Origin of the sequence: Marilutibacter maris, assembly GCF_006546735.2 — a bacterium.
In the GTDB taxonomy this organism is placed as follows: domain Bacteria; phylum Pseudomonadota; class Gammaproteobacteria; order Xanthomonadales; family Xanthomonadaceae; genus Marilutibacter; species Marilutibacter maris.
Map to the genome: position 1 here is coordinate 1 of NZ_VICD02000120.1, position 16,799 is coordinate 16,799.

The following is a 16,799-nucleotide window of genomic DNA, read 5'->3' on the forward strand; positions in this document are numbered from 1 at the left end:
CAGGGGGGGAACGATATCCGGCTGCGCCCGGATATCTCCCAAGGTTTGCTGCGCAAACCTCGGGCCCCGCCGTTGCGCTGCCAGACCCCCATTCGCGCTGCGCGCGAATCGCCCCCTGACTCAGGGGGAACGATATCCGGCTGCGCCCGGATATCTCCCAAGGTTTGCTTCGCAAACCTCGGGCCCCGCCGTTGCACCCCCACACCCCCATTCGCGCTGCGCGCGAATCGCCCCCTGACTCAGGGGGCTGGGCTCATGGGCTGGGCAAACGCTCTTCGTAGGAGCGGCGTGAGCCGCGATGGGGCCTTCATGGGAAGGCCCTCGCGGCTTACGGCACTCCTGCGGGGGCGCGGTGCAACGGACTTTTGCCGCCGGATCGGCGACAATTCGCGCATGAACGAGCAGCCTTCCAAGCCCGAAACCTCCGACACCACCCACTTCGGTTTCCGCGACGTGCCGGTCGGCGACAAGCAGAAGCTGGTCGGCGAGGTGTTTTCCTCGGTCGCCGGCAAGTACGACCTGATGAACGACCTGATGAGCTTCGGCATCCACCGGGTCTGGAAGCGCTACTTCGTCGCCACCGCCCAGGTCCGCCGCGGCGACCGTGTGCTCGACCTGGCCGGCGGCACCGGCGACATCGCCCTGTTGCTGCGCGACCGCGTCGGCGAGACCGGCAGCATCGTGCTGGGCGACATCAACGGTGAGATGCTGCGCGTGGGGCGCGACCGGATGACCGACATGGGCAAGGTCGCCGGCTTCGAGTACGTGCAGATGAACGCCGAGAAGCTGCCGTTCCCGGGTGCCAGCTTCGACCTGGTCACGATCGCCTTCGGCCTGCGCAACGTCACCGACAAGGACGCCGCGCTGCGCGAGATGCAGCGCGTGCTCAAGGTCGGCGGGCAGGCGCGGGTGCTGGAGTTCTCCGAGGTCAAGGCCGACTGGTTCAAGCCGCTTTACGACTTCCACTCGTTCAAGGTGATGCCGGCGCTGGGCCGGGTGTTCGCCAACGACCGCGACAGCTACCAGTACCTGGCCGAGAGCATCCGCAAGCACCCGCCGCAGGAGACGCTGAAGGCGATGATGGAGGCCGCCGGCTTCGCCCGCTGCGGTTACCGCAACCTGTCCGCGGGCATCTGCGCGATCCATACCGGCTACAAGGTCTGAGCGGGACAAGCGCCGCGCACGTGTAACCCCGCGGCCGCCGCGGACGTAATTGTCGAGGGTCCGCTCCGGAGCCGCCCCGATGTCCGCGTCCATTCCCGCAATCCCCGCGCTGCCCCTGCCCGTTGCCACCGCCATCGAGCGGGTGGCCTGGCCGTTCGCCACCGTCATCAGCATCGTCCTGCTGCTGTGGTTCGGGGCGATGGGCTTGTTGCCGTTCTCGGCCGAGGCGCTGGCCAGCCGCGGCGGGCTGTCGGCCGACGACGCGACCGCGATCGCCAGCGGCATGGGCGCGGTGCAGCTGTTGCTGGCGCTGGGCCTGCTGCCGCTGTGGCCGGACCGCCTCCGCGCCGGCTTCGCACTGGCGGTGGCCGGCTTCTGGTGGCTGCAGATGGCGACCCTGGCCAGCCCTGCGATGTGGGTCAACGACGCGCCCTACGGCGGCTTCCCGTTCCTCGGCGCCGGCCAGGGCCTGCTCAAGCATCTCGGACTGGGCGCGCTGGGCCTGGCGCTGTGGGCGCGTTGGCGCGGTCATGCCGGCGCGACGCGGAGCGCGCTGTGGCTGCTGTGGGCCGGACAATTGCTGGTGCTGGTCTGGATCGGCCTGCTGAAGTTCACCGCCTACGAGGCGCAGGGCGTGGAGGGGCTGATGCGCAACAGCCCGCTGTTCGCCTGGCTGTACGGCTTTGTCGATGTGCGCGGTGCGTCCAACCTGATCGGGGTGATCGAGCTGGCGACCGCGGCGCTGATCGCAGCGTGGCCGTGGCGGCCGCGCGTGGCCGGGTGGGGGCTGCTGGCGGCGGCGTTGACCTACCTGCTGACCAACAGCTTCCTGTTCTCCACCCCGGGATGGGCGCCAGGCCATGGCTTCCCGTTCGTCGCCGGCACCGGCCAGTTCCTGCTCAAGGACCTGGGCCTGCTGGCCGGCGCCTTGCTGCTGCTGGCGGGACGGCCGTCGGGCGAGCTGGCAGACCCGGCCATGCCCGCGCGCGGATGAGGCGCTAAACTCGGGCGTTCATCCGTATCCCGTGAATCCGCGTATGCGCTCTTCCCTGCTGACCCTGTGCCTCGCCGCCGCGCTTGCCGCCGGCTGCTCCTCCGAACAGGCCGCGACGCCGGCCGACCCGACCGCCGCCGCGACCGCGGCTCCGGACACCACCGCGGATGCGAAGGCGATGGCCGAAGTGGACGAGTATTCCTATGCCGAGCCGGACATGGTCCGGATCAAGGACCTGGCCCTGGCGCTGAAGGTCGACTTCGACCAGCGCCAGCTCTCCGGCAGTGCCACCTACACCCTGGACTGGGTCGATCCCGAAGGCGGCCGGCTGATCCTGGACACCCGCGGCCTGACCGTCGACAAGGTCGTCGGCGAGCGCGAGGACGGCAAGTGGGACGATTTGACCTTCGTTCTCGACGACGCCGACGAGGTGCTCGGCAGCAAGCTCACGATCGCCGCGCCCAAGCGCAATCCGCGCATCCGGGTCAGTTACACCACCTCGCCGGACGCCTCGGGTCTGCAGTGGCTGACCCCGGCGATGACCGAGGGCGGCAAGACCCCCTTCATGTTCAGCCAGTCGCAGCAGATCCACGCCCGCTCCTGGGTGCCGCTGCAGGACACGCCGCGGGTGCGCTTCACCTATACCGCGCACGTGACCGCGCCCAAGGACGCAATGGTGCTGATGAGCGCCGACAACGATCCCAAGGCGGCGCGCGACGGCGACTACAGCTTCAAGATGCCGCAGCCGATCCCGTCCTACCTGCTGGCGATCGCCGCCGGCGACCTGGTGTTCAAGCCGATCAGCGGGCGTAGCGGCGTCTGGGCCGAGCCGAGCGCGGTCGACAAGTCGGTGGCCGAGTTCGCCGACACCGAGAAGATGATCGAGGTCACCGAGAAGCTGTACGGCCCGTACCGCTGGGAGCGCTACGACATGCTGGTGCTGCCGCCGTCGTTCCCCTACGGCGGCATGGAGAACCCGCGCCTGAGCTTCATCACCCCGACCGTGATCGTCGGCGACAAGTCGCTGGTGTCGCTGATCGCTCACGAGCTGGCGCACAGCTGGTCGGGCAACCTGGTCACCTTCTCCACGCCGAAGGACGGCTGGCTCAACGAGGGCTTCACCAGCTACGTCGAGAACCGCATCGTCGAGGAGCTGTACGGCAAGGCCCAGGCCGACATGGAGAACGTGATCGCGCGCAACGAACTGGCCGCCGAGTACAAGGATCTGGATCCGAAGCTGCAGGTGCTGGCGTTGCGTCCGGGCACGCTGTCCGACCCCGACGGCGCCAGCAGCGCGACCGTCTACACCAAGGGCGCGTGGTTCCTGCAGTTCCTCGAGCAGCGCTTCGGCCGCGACGACTTCGACGCCTTCCTGCGCGACTACTTCGACCACTTCGCGTTCCAGAGCATCCCGACCACGAAGTTCCTGGAGTACGTGCAGCCGAATCTGGTCGAGAAGTATCCGGGCAAGGTGACGATGGCCGAGATCGAGCAGTGGGTCTACGAGCCGGGCATTCCGGACGGCGCGCCGAAGACCGAGTCGGCGCGTTTCGACGCGGTCGACGCCGCGCGCGCGGCATGGCTGGCCGACGGCACAGTGCCGGACAAGGCGCTGACCGATGGCTGGGTCACCCAGGAGTGGGTGCACTTCGTCGAGGGCATGCCGCAGACGCTGGACACCGCGCAGCTGGCCGCGCTGGACGCCGCCTACCGCTTCACCGGCACCCCGAACGGCGAGATCGCCCAGCGCTGGTATCCGCTGGCGGTGCGCAGCGGCTATGCCGAGGCCAACGAGGCGATTGCCGCGTTCCTGGAGAAGATCGGCCGCCGCAAGCTGATCATGCCGACCTACGCCGAGCTGGTGAAGACGCCGGAGGGCCTGCAACTGGCCGAGACGGTGTTCGCCAAGGCGCGCCCGGGCTATCACCCGATCACCACCGCTTCGGTCGAGTCGGTGATCGCCGAGGCCAAGGGCGCGGACGCCGACGGCGCGAAGTAAGCCCGGGTGGCTACGCGGCGCCGACGCCTGCTCGCCACGGCCCTGCTCGTCGCAGGCGCCGTGGCCTTGGTGGCCGGCGTCGCGCTGTGGCAAGAACCGGCCCGCCTGATCCGCGTCGCCTACCAGGCGCAGCGGCTGGCGGCCGGGCTCGACAAGGCCAGCGTCGAGATCGACGGCAGCCGCTGGGTCTACGCCTACAGCGACGACGCCCCGGCTGGCGCCGCGACCGTGGTGATGCTGCACGGCTTCACCGGCAGCAAGGAAAACTGGTATCCGCTCGCGCAGCGCCTGCGCGGCCGTTATCGCCTGCTGATCCCGGATCTGCCTGGGTGGGGAGAGAGCAGGGAAGAGAGCGGGGACGGGAGTGCGCGCGAGAACGGCGCCGACCCGGGCTATCGCGCCCAAGCGCAGCGGGTCGCGCGCTTCATCCAGACCCTCGCTCCGGCCGGCGCCGGCGAACGGGTCCTGCTCGGCCATTCGATGGGCGGCGGCATCGCCGCGGTGACCGCGGCCGAACATCCCGACCAGGTCGACCGGGTCGGCCTGCTGGCCGCGGCCGGCGTGTACTTCCAGGCCAACGTCTTCGGCGAACGCGTACTGGCCGGCGAGAACCCGTTCGCGGTCGGCGACTCGGCCAGTCTCGAACATTATCTCGGGCTGTTGTTCGAGGACGCCGACGCGCGGCCGTGGCTGCCGTGGCCGGCCGACCGCATCTACATCGACCAGCGCCGCGCCAGCGCCGCTTTCGAACAGACGGTGCTGGACCGTATCGGCCGCAGCGACGAGGCGTTCCTGCCCGGCGCCTCGGCGGCGCGGATCCGGCAGCCGGCGCTGCTGCTGTGGTGCCGGCAGGACGCGGTGATCGATGCCAGCGCGATGACGCTGTACGCACGCGAGATGCCGCAGGCGCGGGAGGTGCTGCTCGACGGCTGCGGCCACATGTCGCTGATGGAGCGCCCCGACCGCGTCGCCGCGGCGGTCGATACACTGATCGAACGAGGACAACCACGATGACGCCATATTCGTCGCCCCTTGCCGCCAGGATCGCAGGTTGGCCGCGCGTCGCCGCCGTCCTGGCCGTCGTCGCCGTGCTGAGCGCCTGCCAGCCCCAGGCCGACCCCGAAGCCGAGCGCGCCGCCCAGGCGCAGGCGCGCGAGCAGGCCGCCGAGGCGATGGCGGCCGAATTCGACAAGGCGATCGCCGCGGAAAACTGGAGCCTGGCCCGCGCGCATGGCGACATCCTCAATGCCGACTATCCGGGCAGCGCCGCCGCCGAGCGCATCGCGCCGCAGTACGAGGAGGCCAAGGCCAGGGCGGTGGAGCAGCGCGAGAACCAGCGCCTGACCGCGCTGTGGACCTACCAGAGCCAGCCGTTCAAGGACGGCCGGCAGGTGTCGGCGTCGATCCATGCGCGCGAGCCGGTCGATACCGACGGCAGCGGCGCCAAGCCGGTCCAGCTGATTTTCCGCGACAATCCGGAGTGGGGTCGCAGCAGCTACCTGGTGCTGCAGGCCGGCGACTTCGACTGTTACGGTGGCTGCAAGGTCAAACTCGCGGTCGACGACGGCGAGCCGCGCCGGGTCGACGCGAGCCGCCCGCGCACCGACGAGGCGATCGCGATGTTCATCGAGGACGAGATGATGCTCTGGCGAACCGCCAAGGCGGCGAGGACGATCGCGATCGAGTTTCCGGTCAAGGCCGGCGGCACCCGCACCGTGGTGTTCGAGGTCGGCGGCCTGGCCCCGGAAAACCTGCCGGCCTGGAACTGACATGGCAGGCCCGCAGCGGGTCCTGACTGCGCTGGCGCTGATCCTGTCGCTGGCCGCGTGCACGCCGGAAGCGGAGCGCGTGGAGGCGGCAACGGAGGGCATGTCCGCGGCGGCCGTCGAGCCCGGTGACCTCAGCTGGGCCGATGTCCGGCAGACAATGACCGTGCCGCCGTCGCCGGATTCGCCGCGTGGGCGGGCGCTGGCGGCGCTGTCGGCGTTGGAGGCGGCCGATGAGGTGACGCTGTACTCGCTGCAGCCGTGGCGACCGCCGGATTCCGACGGCCCGATGCCCGAGTACGGCGCCCCGGATTACGCGTCGTTCTTGCGCGAGCGGTCGGCGGCGACCGAGCGCAGCCAGCAGGAATGGTGCGCTCGCGCCGCCTGCCTGTACGGCAACCGCATCCTCGGCAAGGTCGTGCCGGAGGACGCCGGCGAGCGCGCGCTGGTGCTGGACGCGGCACTGCGGTCGCTGGGGGCCGACCCCGACTACGCCTTCGCCTGCATCGCCGAGTACCGGCACGCGGTCGAGTTCCGCGCCGGTGGTCATCTGTACCAGGTGCTGCTGTGCTACGGCTGCGGGCAGGTCGCGGTGGCGATCGATGGCCAGCTGGGGCGACCCGGGCAGACCCATGACATGGGCGACGAGGACGGCCTCGACCGGATGTTCGTCGGCGCAGGGGTACCGTTGGCCGAATAAGTCCCGCCGCGTTGACATCGCAATCGCGCGGCGTGGGCGATGCTGGCGGCACGGAATGCGGCAAGGGCGGCCCGGGCTCGTCCCGTCCTCACGGATTCCCATCCCCCAGTGGCGCGATGCTGGACCCGCGCGCCCGAACCCTGCGGCGGCCGTCGCCTGGAGCGCGTCGCACGCCATTCGGAGAACGCCATGCTCTCCCCCCGACTGCACAACCTGCTCGACACCCGGCACATGCCGTACACCACCCATGTCCACGAGCGCACGGTGACCGCGCACGACACCGCCGCGGCCACCCATGTCAGCCGCGAGCTGTTCGCCAAGACGGTGATGATCAAGGTCGATGGCCGGCTGGCGATGCTGGTGATGCCGGCGGCCTACCGCGTCGACCTGACCCGGCTGTCGCGCGCGCTGGGCGAGGCCGAGGTCGAACTGGCCGAGGAGTCCGAGTTCCGCGACGCCTTCCCCGACTGCGAGCTGGGCGCGATGCCGCCGTTCGGCCATCTATACGACATGCCGGTCTACGTCGATTCGCGGCTGGCCCGGCAGAAGGAGATCACCTTCAACGCCGGCACCCATATCGAGGCCGTCACGATGCCGTACAAGGCGTTCGAGAAGCTGGCCGAACCGGAGATGCTGTGGCTGGCCTATGTGATGTGACGGTTGCCTCGATGAGCCACCGACCAGGCTGGACCCGATCGTAGGAGCGGCGTAAGCCGCGATCCCCGGGCTGCGCCCGGGAATCCCCCAAGTTTGCTTCGCAAACCTTGGGCCCCGCCGTTGCGCATCCACACCCCCATTCGCGCTATGCGCGAATCGCCCCCTGACTCAGGGGGCTGGACCACGCCTGTTCATACCGTAGGAGCGGCGTGAGCCGCGATGGGGCTTTCATGGGAAGACCTGGTCGCAGCTTACGCAGCTCCTACAGAAGCGATGGCTTCTCATGTAGGACGGCGCAAGTCGCTGAAGTCTTGGCCTCTCGGGGGCGACTCGCATCGCCGATGCGAACGCGAACCGGTGTTGCCGGTCGACGGCCCTTACAGCGCGTAGCCGAACTGTTGGCGGAACTGCTCGGCGAACTCGTCGTAGTCGAAGCGCTGGTTCTGGGTGCCGGGATGTTCGACCTTGAGCGCGCCCATCAGATTGCCGATGCGGCCGATCGTCATCCAGTCGTAGCCCTTCTCGATGCCGTAGATCAGGCCGGCGCGGAACGCGTCGCCGCAGCCGGTCGGGTCGGTGACCCGGCGCTCGTGCGCCGGCGGCACGGTGTAGGACTGGTCCGGGGTATGGATGATCGCGCCCTTCGGGCCCTGGGTGGTGATGTAGGCCTTGACCCGCTTGACGATCTCCTTCTCGCACCAGCCGGTGCGCTCCTGCAGCAGGTTGGACTCGTAGTCGTTGACGGTCACGTAGTCGGCCTGCTCGATGAAGCCGCGCAGTTCCTCGCCGTTGAACAGCGGCATCGCCTGGCCCGGATCGAAGATGAAGGGAATGCCGCCCTCGGCGAACTCCCGCGCGTTCTGCAGCATGCCCTCGCGGCCATCGGGGCTGACGATGCCGAAGGTCACGCCGGCCACGTCCTTCACGTGGTTCTCGTAGCTGCGCATCATCGCGCCCGGATGGAAGGCGGTGATCTGGTTGTTGTCGTGGTCGGTGGTGATGAAGGCCTGCGGGGTGAACAGCTCGTCGATCACCTTGATCTGGTCGAGACGGATCTCGTGCTCCTCGAACCACTCGCGGTAGGGGCCGAAGTCCTGGCCGACGGTCGCCATCGGAATCGGGTCGCCGCCGAGCAGCTTGAGGTTGTAGGCGATGTTGCCGGCGCAGCCGCCGAACTCGCGGCGCATGCGCGGGACCAGGAACGACACGTTCAGGATGTGCACCTTGTCCGGCAGGATGTGGTTCTTGAACTGGTCGGGGAAGACCATGATGGTGTCGTAGGCCAGCGAGCCACAGATCAGAGCGGACATCGGAAGTACCGGGCAGGGGGCGGCGCGGGGCCACCGGTGCGGATTGGAGGAACGGGCCGATCGACGTGCGCTGGACGGCCCGGCCGCCGGTCGGGCCGGCGCGCAAACCCGACAAGGTTAGCGGCTGGGCGCGCGCCCGGCCAGCCTGAACAGGGGGTGAGGGTTCCGGAGCGGGTGCCGGCGCGCCCCGGAAATCCCCGCAGACCGTGATTTGGCGCGGTTTTCTCCTTGCCCGGCGGGGGGACGGCAGGTAGGCTAGCCGGCCACCCCTGTGCTCCTCAAAGACGGCCCGTTCCCCGATGTTCAAGAAGTTTCGCGGCATGTTCTCCAACGACCTGTCCATCGACCTGGGCACGGCCAACACCCTGATCTATGTCCGCGGCCAAGGCATCGTGCTGAACGAGCCATCGGTGGTGGCGGTGCGCCAGGACCGGATGGTCGGCGGCACCCGCAGCGTGGCCGCGGTCGGCAGCGACGCCAAGCAGATGCTTGGCCGCACGCCCGGCAACATCACCACGATCCGGCCGATGAAGGATGGCGTGATCGCCGACTTCACCTACACCGAGGAGATGCTCAAGACCTTCATCAAGAAGGTGCACAAGTCGCGCGTGCTGCGGCCGAGCCCCCGGGTGCTGGTTTGCGTGCCCTGCGGCTCGACCAATGTCGAGCGCCGCGCGATCAAGGAATCGGCCGAGGAGGCCGGCGCGCGCGAGGTCTACCTGATCGAGGAGCCGATGGCGGCCGCGATCGGCGCCGGCATGCCGGTCACCGAGGCGCGCGGCTCGATGGTCGTCGACATCGGCGGCGGCACCTCGGAAGTGGCGGTGATCTCGCTCAACGGCATCGTCTACTCGGCCTCGGCGCGGATCGGCGGCGACCGCTTCGACGAGGCGATCATCAACTACGTGCGCCGCACCTACGGCACCCTGATCGGCGAGGCCACGGCCGAGCGGATCAAGCTGGAGATCGGTTGCGCCTGTCCGCAGGACGACGCCCGCACGATGGAGGTGTCGGGGCGCAACCTGGCCGAGGGTGTGCCGAAGATGGTCACCCTCAACGCCAACGAGGTGCTGGAGGCGCTGCGCGAACCGCTGTCGGGGATCGTCGCCGCGATCAAGCTGGCGCTGGAGCAGACCCCGCCGGAGCTGTGCGCCGACGTCGCCGAGCGTGGCATCGTGCTGACCGGCGGCGGCGCCCTGCTGCGCGACCTCGACAAGCTGATCAGCGACGAGACCGGCCTGCACGTGCAGGTCGCCGACGACCCGCTGACCTGCGTCGCCCGCGGCGGCGGTCGCGCGCTGGAGCTGGTCGACATGCACGGCAACGAGTTCTTCGCGCCGGAATAGCATTATCGTTTTCGGATACGGGCCCTCCGTGGCCTGGTCCGGAGCGCCGGGCGAAAAGCGTGGTTTCCGCCCGGCGCCGCAAACGGTAGGACCGTTTGCGTTGGCCCTTCCATGGGCCAGAGCCGTGCTCCGTCTCCATCCAGGCTTTTGGTTTTCGAGTCCGGAGCCGGGGCGGTCGCTACACTTCCTACTCACTGCCGCATACTCCCGACTCGCCTGACGTGCCCTCCTACGCCGGCCCCACCACGCCAAACCGATCCGGTGAAGTCACCGGGACGCTCTGGCTGCTGGCCTACCTGGCGCTGGCGATGGTGCTGATCGTGCTCGACCATCGCGGCGGCTGGCTCGACAAGGCGCGCGAGCAGGCCAACGTGCTGGTGCAGCCGCTGTGGATGGTCGCCGGCTGGCCCGGGCAGATCGTCGACAAGGTCCAGGCCGATGCCGGCACCCTGAGCCAGCTGACCGCCGAGAACGCCCGCCTGCGCAACGAGGCGCTGGTCAACAACGCGCGGCTGGCGCGGTTGCAGGCGGTATCGGCCGAGAACCAGCGCCTGCGCGAGCTGATGGGCGCGGCCGAGCGCGGCGGTCTCGACGTGCAACTGGCGGCGATCCTCGACATCGATCTGGACCCGACCCGCCAGCGCTTGGTCGTCGATGCCGGCAGCGGCGACGGCGTCAGCGTCGGCCAGAGCGTGATCGACGCCGGCGGGCTGATGGGCCAGGTGATCGAGACCACGCCGATGCATGCGACGGTGCTGCTGCTGACCGACGCCTCGCATGCGATCCCGGTGACGGTCGCCCGCAATGGCATCCGCCTGGTCGCCTACGGCACCGGCCAGAGCGATCGCCTGGAGCTGCCCAGCATTCCGATGTCCAGCGACATCAAGGTCGGCGACACCGTGGTCAGTTCCGGCCTGGGCGGGCGTTTCCCCGCCGGCTTCCTGGTCGGGACCATCGCATCGCTGCAGCCCGACGACAGCCGCGCGTTCCTGCTTGGCGAACTGCGTCCGGCCGCCCAGCTCGACCGTGGCCGCAATGTGCTGCTGTTGCGCGACGTGCCGGTGCCGCCGCCGGACGCCGCCACGGCGCCGGACGGGGACATGGCCGCGGGGAACCCGGCCGGCGAGGCCGGTAGCGACGCCGCCCCACCCGATCGCACCGATGGCCCCGACGCCCGCGGGGACGGCAGCCAGGAAGACCGCGCCGCCGCCGCGCCGGCGCCGACGGAGCCGCGCCGATGAGCCGTGCGCGCCGCCACTGGGTGATGCCGGTCAGCATCGTGCTGGCGCTGTTGCTGGGGCTGCTGCCGCTGCCGCCGGCGATACAGCCGCTGCGGCCGTACTGGCTCGCGCTGGTGGTCGCCTACTGGGTGATCGAGGACCCGGACCGGCGCGGCCTGGGCTTCGCCTTCATCGTCGGCCTGTTCGCCGATCTCGCCTTTGGCGGCCTGCTCGGCGAGCAGGCGTTGCGACTGGTGGTGATGGCCTACATCCTGCAGCGGTTCCGCGCCCGCCTGCGGTTCTTCCCGATGTCGCAGCAGGCGCTGGCGATCGGCGGCCTGCTGCTCAACGACCGGGTCCTGGTCTGGGTGCTGCACGCGGCGCTCAAGCTGCCTCCGACCCCGCACCTGATCTGGCTGGCGCCGTTGCTGGGGATGCTGCTGTGGCCGGTGGTCTTCCTGCTGATCACCGCTGCACGGCAGGGCCACAGGCCGTAGCGACATGGGACCGCGCCGCCGCGTCATCAAGAACACCCACGCCGAGGCCGAGCAGTTCCGCCGCCGTGCCTTGCTCGCGTTCGCCGGCGTGGTCGCCGCGCTGGGCGTGCTCGCGGGCTGGTACTTCAAGCTGCAACTGCTGCAGCACGACGAATATGCGACCCGCTCGGAGGCCAACCGCATCAAGCTGCGGCCGGTGGTGCCGGCGCGCGGGATCATCTACGACCGCAACGGCCGCATCCTCGCCGACAACGTGCCGGCGTTCCGCCTCGACGTGACCCCGGAGGAGGCCGGCGACCCCGAGCGCTGGATGCCCGGGCTGGCGGCGCTGTTCTCGTTGACCGAGGAGGAGATCGAGCACTTCGACAAGACCCGCCGCGCGACCCGCGGTTTCCGCCCGATCACCCTCAAGCTGAGGGTCAGCGAGGAGGAGGCCGCGCGCTTCGCGGTCGATCGCTGGCGCTATCCCGGAGTGGAGCTGGTCTCCTATCTCAACCGGCGCTACCCCCATGGCGAGCTGCTGTCGCACGTGATCGGCTATGTCGGCCGGGTCGACGAAGAGGACCTGCAGACCCTGGGCGAGGCCAACGCGGCGTTGACCCATATCGGCAAGACCGGCGTCGAGCGCGCCTACGAGGAAGCGCTGCGCGGCGGTGTCGGTTACGAGAAGGTCGAGACCAATGTCGACGGACGCTCGATGGGCGTGGTCGGGCGGGTTCCGGCGGTTCCCGGCGCCGACCTGCGGCTGAGCATCGACCTGGACCTGCAACGGGCGATGATGGAGGCGTTCGGCGAGTACGAAGGGTCGGCGATCGCGATCGATCCGGGCACCGGCGAGGTGCTGGCGATGGTCAGCCTGCCCGGCTACGACACCAACCTGTTCGTCAACGGCATCTCGCATGCCGACTACAAGGCGCTGATCGAGAACCAGTCGCGGCCGTTGTTCAATCGGCTGGTGCTCGGCGGTGTGGCGCCGGGCTCCACGCTCAAGCCGCTGATCGCGCTGGCGGGCCTGGACAGTGGCGCGCGCACGCCCGAGGACAAGGTGATGTCGACCGGCATGTTCTACCTGCCCGGCGTCAGCCGCGGCTGGGGCGACTCGCACCGCGGCGGGCACGGCTGGACCGACCTGCGCAAGTCGATCTCGCAATCGGTCAACACCTATTACTACCAGCTGGCGCTGGACATGGGCATCGAGCAGTTCGACGAGTACATGCGGCGCTATGGCTTCGGCGAGCCGACCGGGGTCGATCTGGTCGGCGAGATCGGCGGCATCCTGCCGTCGCCCGAGTACAAGATGAGCAGCCGCCGCGAGCGCTGGTACCCCGGCGACACGGTCAACATCAGCATCGGTCAGGGCGACTGGAAGGTGACCCCGCTGCAACTGGTCCGCGCCATCGCCGGCATCGCCGACGGCCGGTTGCGCCGGCCGCACCTGGTGAAGGAGGAGCGGCACGGCTTCGACGCCCCCTGGACCCCGCTGCAGCAGCCGCCCGGCGTGCCGATCAGCCCCAGCGCGGCGCATGTGCAGGTGATCCGCGAGGGCATGATGGCGACCATGCAGCCCGGCGGCACCGCCTGGCGGATCGCCTCCGATGCCCGTTACACGATGGCGGGCAAGACCGGCACCGCCCAGGTCGCCAGCCGCCGCGACAATGCCGCGGTCAATCCGCGCAGCCTGCCGCTGCACCTGCGTCACCGCTCGTTGTTCGTCGGCTTCGCCCCGGTCGAGGCGCCGAGCATCGCGGTGGCGGTGGCGGTGGAGGGCGGCGGCTACGGCGGCAGCACCGCGGCGCCGATCGCGCGCAAGATCCTCGACGCCTGGCTGCTGGACAAGCTGCCGGAGCCGCCGGCCGATGACATCGGGGCGGATGCCGCTAGCGCCGCCGTGGCCGCGGAGGCGCACGAATGAGCCTGATCCTGCGCTGGCTGCTCGACCTGACGGCGCGTTTCGCCCGCACCCTGGACTGGCCGCTGCTGGCCGCGCTGCTGGCGCTGATGGGGATCGGCCTGGCGGTGCTGTACAGCGCCGGCGGGCAGTCGATGTCGCTGGTCATCGCCCAGGGCGGGCGCTTCGCGGTCGGCCTGGGCGCGTTGTGGGCGCTGTCGCGGGTGTCGCCGGCGCAGCTGCGCAACTGGACGCCGCTGGTGTTCGGATTGTCGCTGGTGCCGTTGCTGGCGGTGCTGTTCATCGGCACCGGCAAGCACGGCTCGCACTGGATCAATCTGGGCGTGTTCTATTTCCAGCCGGCCGAACTGCTCAAGCTGAGCCTGCCGATGATGGCCGCGTGGTATCTGAACAGCCGGCCGTTGCCGCCGCGGCTGGATACCGTGCTGGTGGCCGTGGCGATCATCGCGGTGCCGACCGGACTGATCCTGCTGCAGCCGGACTTCGGCACGGCGATGCTGGTCGCGACCAGCGGCGCGTTCGCGCTGTATCTGTCGGGGTTGCCGTGGTGGTGGTTCGGGATGGCCTTCGCCGGCGTCGCCGCGGTCGCGCCGGTGGCGTGGTTCTGGCTGCTCAAGCCGTACCAGAAGGACCGCATCCTGACCTTCCTCGATCCCGAATCCGACCCGCTGGGCACCGGCTGGAACATCATCCAGTCGAAGATCGCGATCGGCGCCGGGGGGCTGTCCGGCAAGGGTTGGGGGCAGGGCAGCCAGTCGCATCTGAACTACATCCCCGAGCACACCACCGACTTCATCTTCGCGGTGCTCAGCGAGGAGTTCGGCTGGATCGGGGTGGCGGTGGTGCTGGCCCTGTACATGTTCGTGGTCGGCCGCTGCCTGTGGATCGCGGCCGGCGCGCGCGACGGCTATTCGCGACTGCTGGCCGGTTCGCTGGGGCTGGCGTTCTGCGTCTACGTGATCGTCAACGGCGGCATGATCGCCGGGCTGCTGCCGGTGGTCGGCGTGCCGATGCCGCTGCTGAGCTATGGCGGCACCTCGGCGGTGTCGCTGCTGGCCGGCCTGGGCGTGGTGATGGCGGTGCGCGTGCACCGTCCCGTGCATGCGCGTTGAGCGCGCGTGCGCGGATGCGGGATGAATGCGAACGACAACGCGACCTGACCAGGCGCGCGAACCGGCCGGGCATGCGGTTCAGGCCCAAAAGCGCACGTGCTAACCTCGCCGCGATGACTGCAAGCATCCAGAAAACGGGTCGAACCCGAGCCGTCCTGAGCGGCGCCCTTTCCCTCGCCCTGGTCGCCTGCGCGACCCAGGCCGCCCCCGCCGACGGCAACCAGACCGTCGCCCCCGCCGAATCCGCCACCCCGGCCCCGCAGGCCCCGGTGAAGGCGGCCGATCCGGCGCCGGCGGCAACGGTCGCGCCGACTCCGGGCACCCCGGCATTGCCGGAGCCGGTCGAGCGCCTGCCGCTGGAGCAGGCGCGCGCCGCGTTCATCCGCGACACCGCCGACAAGTACGGCATCGACACCGCCACCATCGCCTCGGTGCTGTCGCAGGCGGAGAAGCGCGACAGCATCATCCGGGCGATGTCGCGCCCGGCCGAGGCCAAGCCCTGGAGCGAGTACCGGCCGATCTTCATCAGCCAGGCCCGCATCGACGGCGGCCAGGCCTTCCTCGCCAGGCACCGCGACGAGCTGGCCGGGGTCGAGGCCCGCTACGGCGTGCCGGCGGAGATCATCGTCTCGATCATCGGCGTGGAAACCAGCTACGGCCGCAACACCGGCAGCTACCCGGTGCTCGATGCGCTGTACACGCTGGCGTTCTTCTACCCGCGCAGCGGCGACCCGGCCAAGGCCGACCGCGAGAACCGCCGCGAGGCGTTCTTCCGCGGCGAGCTGGCCCAGCTGTTCGCGCTGGGCAAGGAGACCGGCCTGGACATCACCAAGCTCACCGGCAGCTATGCCGGGGCGATGGGCTGGGGCCAGTTCATGCCGTCGAGCTACCGCGAGTACGCGGTCGACGGCAACGGCGACGGCAAGCGCGACCTGTTCAACAGCACCGACGACGTGTTCGCCTCGATCGCGAACTACTTCGTGCAGAAGGGCGGCTGGGTCCGGGGCGGCCCGGTGACGGTGCGCGCGACCCGCGATCCGGGCACGCCCGACTTCGAGCCCGACGGCCTGGAGCCGGTCTACTCCCAGTCCGACCTGGCCGCGCGCGGCTACCACGCCGCGACCGAGATTCCGGCCGCCGAGCACGCGGTCCCGCTGAACCTGGATGGCGTCGGCGGCAAGGAGTACTGGCTGGGGTTCCGCAACTTCTACGCGATCACCCGCTACAACATCTCCAAGCACTACGCGATGGCGGTCTACCAGCTGTCCGAGGCGATCGCCGGGCGCGAGAACCCGCTGGCCGCGGCGAGACCGGCGGCGAGTCGCGACGACGCATGAGAAACGCGCCCGTCCACGGTCATGGGATGACCCGCGCCTGGATGGCAAACGCACGGGGTATGGACGCATGAGGGCGCGCGCGCCGGCTCCCGCGGGCGCCCGTCCGGGGACCGTCGGCAGGTTCGCGCTGGCGGCGGCGGTGGCGCTGGGTCTGGTCGCCTGCGCCGGGACGCCGAAGAAGTCCGAGCCCGGCGCCTCCGGCCAGGGCGCTCGCGCGTCCGCGAACGGGCGCAAGGTCTCGCCCTACGCCCCGGCGCAGGAAGACCCCAATACCCGTGGCCACTACACCGCCGGCGGCCTGTACCGGCCCGGCGTCGCCGACAGCACGCCCGACCACGTGCCCGACGTCGACGCGATCCCCGAGCCGGAGGTCGTCGCCGAGCCGCGCTCGGCGGTCGGCAACCGGCCGACCTACACCGTGCTGGGCAAGCGCTATCGCGTGATGGACGACGCGCACGGCTACGTCGAAGAGGGCCGGGCGTCCTATTACGGCCAGAAGTTCCACGGCCGCCGCACCTCCAACATGGAGGTGTACGACATGTACGCGTTCACCGCCGCCCACAAGACCCTGCCGCTGCCGAGCTTCGCGCGGGTGACCAACCTCGACAACGGCCGGTCGGTGGTGGTGCGGGTGAACGATCGCGGACCGTTCCACGAGGGCCGCGTCATCGATCTCAGCTACGCGGCCGCGGTCAAGCTGGACATCGTCCAGAAGGGCACCGGGCGGGTCGAAGTGCGCGCGCTGACCCCGGGCGAGGAGGCGCCGACGGTGCTTGCCGCGCAGCCGG

14 protein-coding genes and 1 pseudogene are annotated in these 16,799 nt (G+C 69.9%); 14 read left to right on the forward strand and 1 reads right to left on the reverse strand.

The features are described 5' to 3' along the window. Positions 1–393 precede the first annotated feature (393 nt). The 7 genes from ubiE (at position 394) to FKV24_RS07690 (ending at position 7,280) form a co-directional block, all read left to right on the forward strand. Positions 394–1,164 carry a bifunctional demethylmenaquinone methyltransferase/2-methoxy-6-polyprenyl-1,4-benzoquinol methylase UbiE gene (ubiE, locus tag FKV24_RS07660; RefSeq protein WP_141481956.1) on the forward strand — a complete coding sequence of 257 codons (771 nt, stop codon included), beginning with the start codon at positions 394–396 and terminating at the stop codon, positions 1,162–1,164. 79 nt (positions 1,165–1,243) lie between these two features. Next, on the forward strand, positions 1,244–2,158 hold the full coding sequence (locus tag FKV24_RS07665; protein WP_141481957.1) for a DUF417 family protein: 915 nt from the start codon (positions 1,244–1,246) through the stop codon (positions 2,156–2,158). 43 nt (positions 2,159–2,201) lie between these two features. Further along, on the forward strand, positions 2,202–4,157 hold the full coding sequence (locus tag FKV24_RS07670; RefSeq protein WP_111265380.1) for a M1 family metallopeptidase: 1,956 nt from the start codon (positions 2,202–2,204) through the stop codon (positions 4,155–4,157). A gap of 60 nt (positions 4,158–4,217) precedes the next feature. Then, complete coding sequence (locus FKV24_RS07675; protein WP_223250253.1) at positions 4,218–5,171, forward strand: alpha/beta fold hydrolase; 954 nt, start codon at positions 4,218–4,220, stop codon at positions 5,169–5,171. Then, the gene (locus FKV24_RS07680; RefSeq protein WP_249040959.1) at positions 5,168–5,926 is read left to right on the forward strand and encodes a hypothetical protein; all 759 of its coding nucleotides are present in this window, start codon (positions 5,168–5,170) and stop codon (positions 5,924–5,926) included. Before FKV24_RS07675 ends, FKV24_RS07680 begins: the two co-directional genes overlap by 4 nt. A gap of 1 nt (position 5,927) precedes the next feature. Next, positions 5,928–6,623: a hypothetical protein gene (locus tag FKV24_RS07685; protein WP_141481958.1), complete on the forward strand. Its 696-nt coding sequence runs from the start codon at positions 5,928–5,930 to the stop codon at positions 6,621–6,623. Between the two features lie 189 nt (positions 6,624–6,812). Beyond that, the gene (locus tag FKV24_RS07690) at positions 6,813–7,280 is read left to right on the forward strand and encodes an aminoacyl-tRNA deacylase (RefSeq protein WP_170288244.1); all 468 of its coding nucleotides are present in this window, start codon (positions 6,813–6,815) and stop codon (positions 7,278–7,280) included. Between the two features lie 377 nt (positions 7,281–7,657). Here the strand turns inward: FKV24_RS07690 and FKV24_RS07695 are convergent, their stop codons facing one another. Next, positions 7,658–8,590, reverse strand: coding sequence for a carbohydrate kinase family protein (locus FKV24_RS07695; protein WP_141481959.1), 933 nt, complete (start codon positions 8,588–8,590; stop codon positions 7,658–7,660). A gap of 299 nt (positions 8,591–8,889) precedes the next feature. Here FKV24_RS07695 and FKV24_RS07700 point away from each other — a divergent pair, with 299 nt between their 5' ends. From FKV24_RS07700 to FKV24_RS07730, 7 genes and pseudogenes are all read left to right on the forward strand, one after another. Beyond that, positions 8,890–9,936, forward strand: a complete 1,047-nt coding sequence (locus tag FKV24_RS07700) for a rod shape-determining protein (RefSeq protein ID WP_111265385.1) — start codon at positions 8,890–8,892, stop codon at positions 9,934–9,936. 221 nt (positions 9,937–10,157) lie between these two features. Continuing rightward, on the forward strand, positions 10,158–11,177 hold the full coding sequence (mreC, locus tag FKV24_RS07705) for a rod shape-determining protein MreC (RefSeq protein ID WP_141481960.1): 1,020 nt from the start codon (positions 10,158–10,160) through the stop codon (positions 11,175–11,177). Further along, the gene (gene mreD / locus FKV24_RS07710; protein ID WP_111265386.1) at positions 11,174–11,653 is read left to right on the forward strand and encodes a rod shape-determining protein MreD; all 480 of its coding nucleotides are present in this window, start codon (positions 11,174–11,176) and stop codon (positions 11,651–11,653) included. The genes mreC and mreD overlap by 4 nt, the downstream gene beginning before the upstream one ends. A gap of 4 nt (positions 11,654–11,657) precedes the next feature. After that, a pseudogene (mrdA, locus tag FKV24_RS07715) lies at positions 11,658–13,529 on the forward strand (penicillin-binding protein 2); the annotation flags it as partial. A 32-nt stretch (positions 13,530–13,561) separates the two neighbouring features. Next, a complete protein-coding gene (gene rodA / locus FKV24_RS07720; RefSeq protein ID WP_141481962.1) occupies positions 13,562–14,674 on the forward strand; it encodes a rod shape-determining protein RodA in 1,113 nt (370 codons plus the stop codon). A 113-nt stretch (positions 14,675–14,787) separates the two neighbouring features. Further along, a complete protein-coding gene (gene mltB, locus FKV24_RS07725; protein ID WP_141481963.1) occupies positions 14,788–16,011 on the forward strand; it encodes a lytic murein transglycosylase B in 1,224 nt (407 codons plus the stop codon). Positions 16,012–16,078: 67 nt separating this feature from the next. Continuing rightward, the coding region (locus tag FKV24_RS07730; protein WP_141481964.1) for a septal ring lytic transglycosylase RlpA family protein at positions 16,079–16,799 on the forward strand (721 nt) is incomplete at its 3' end.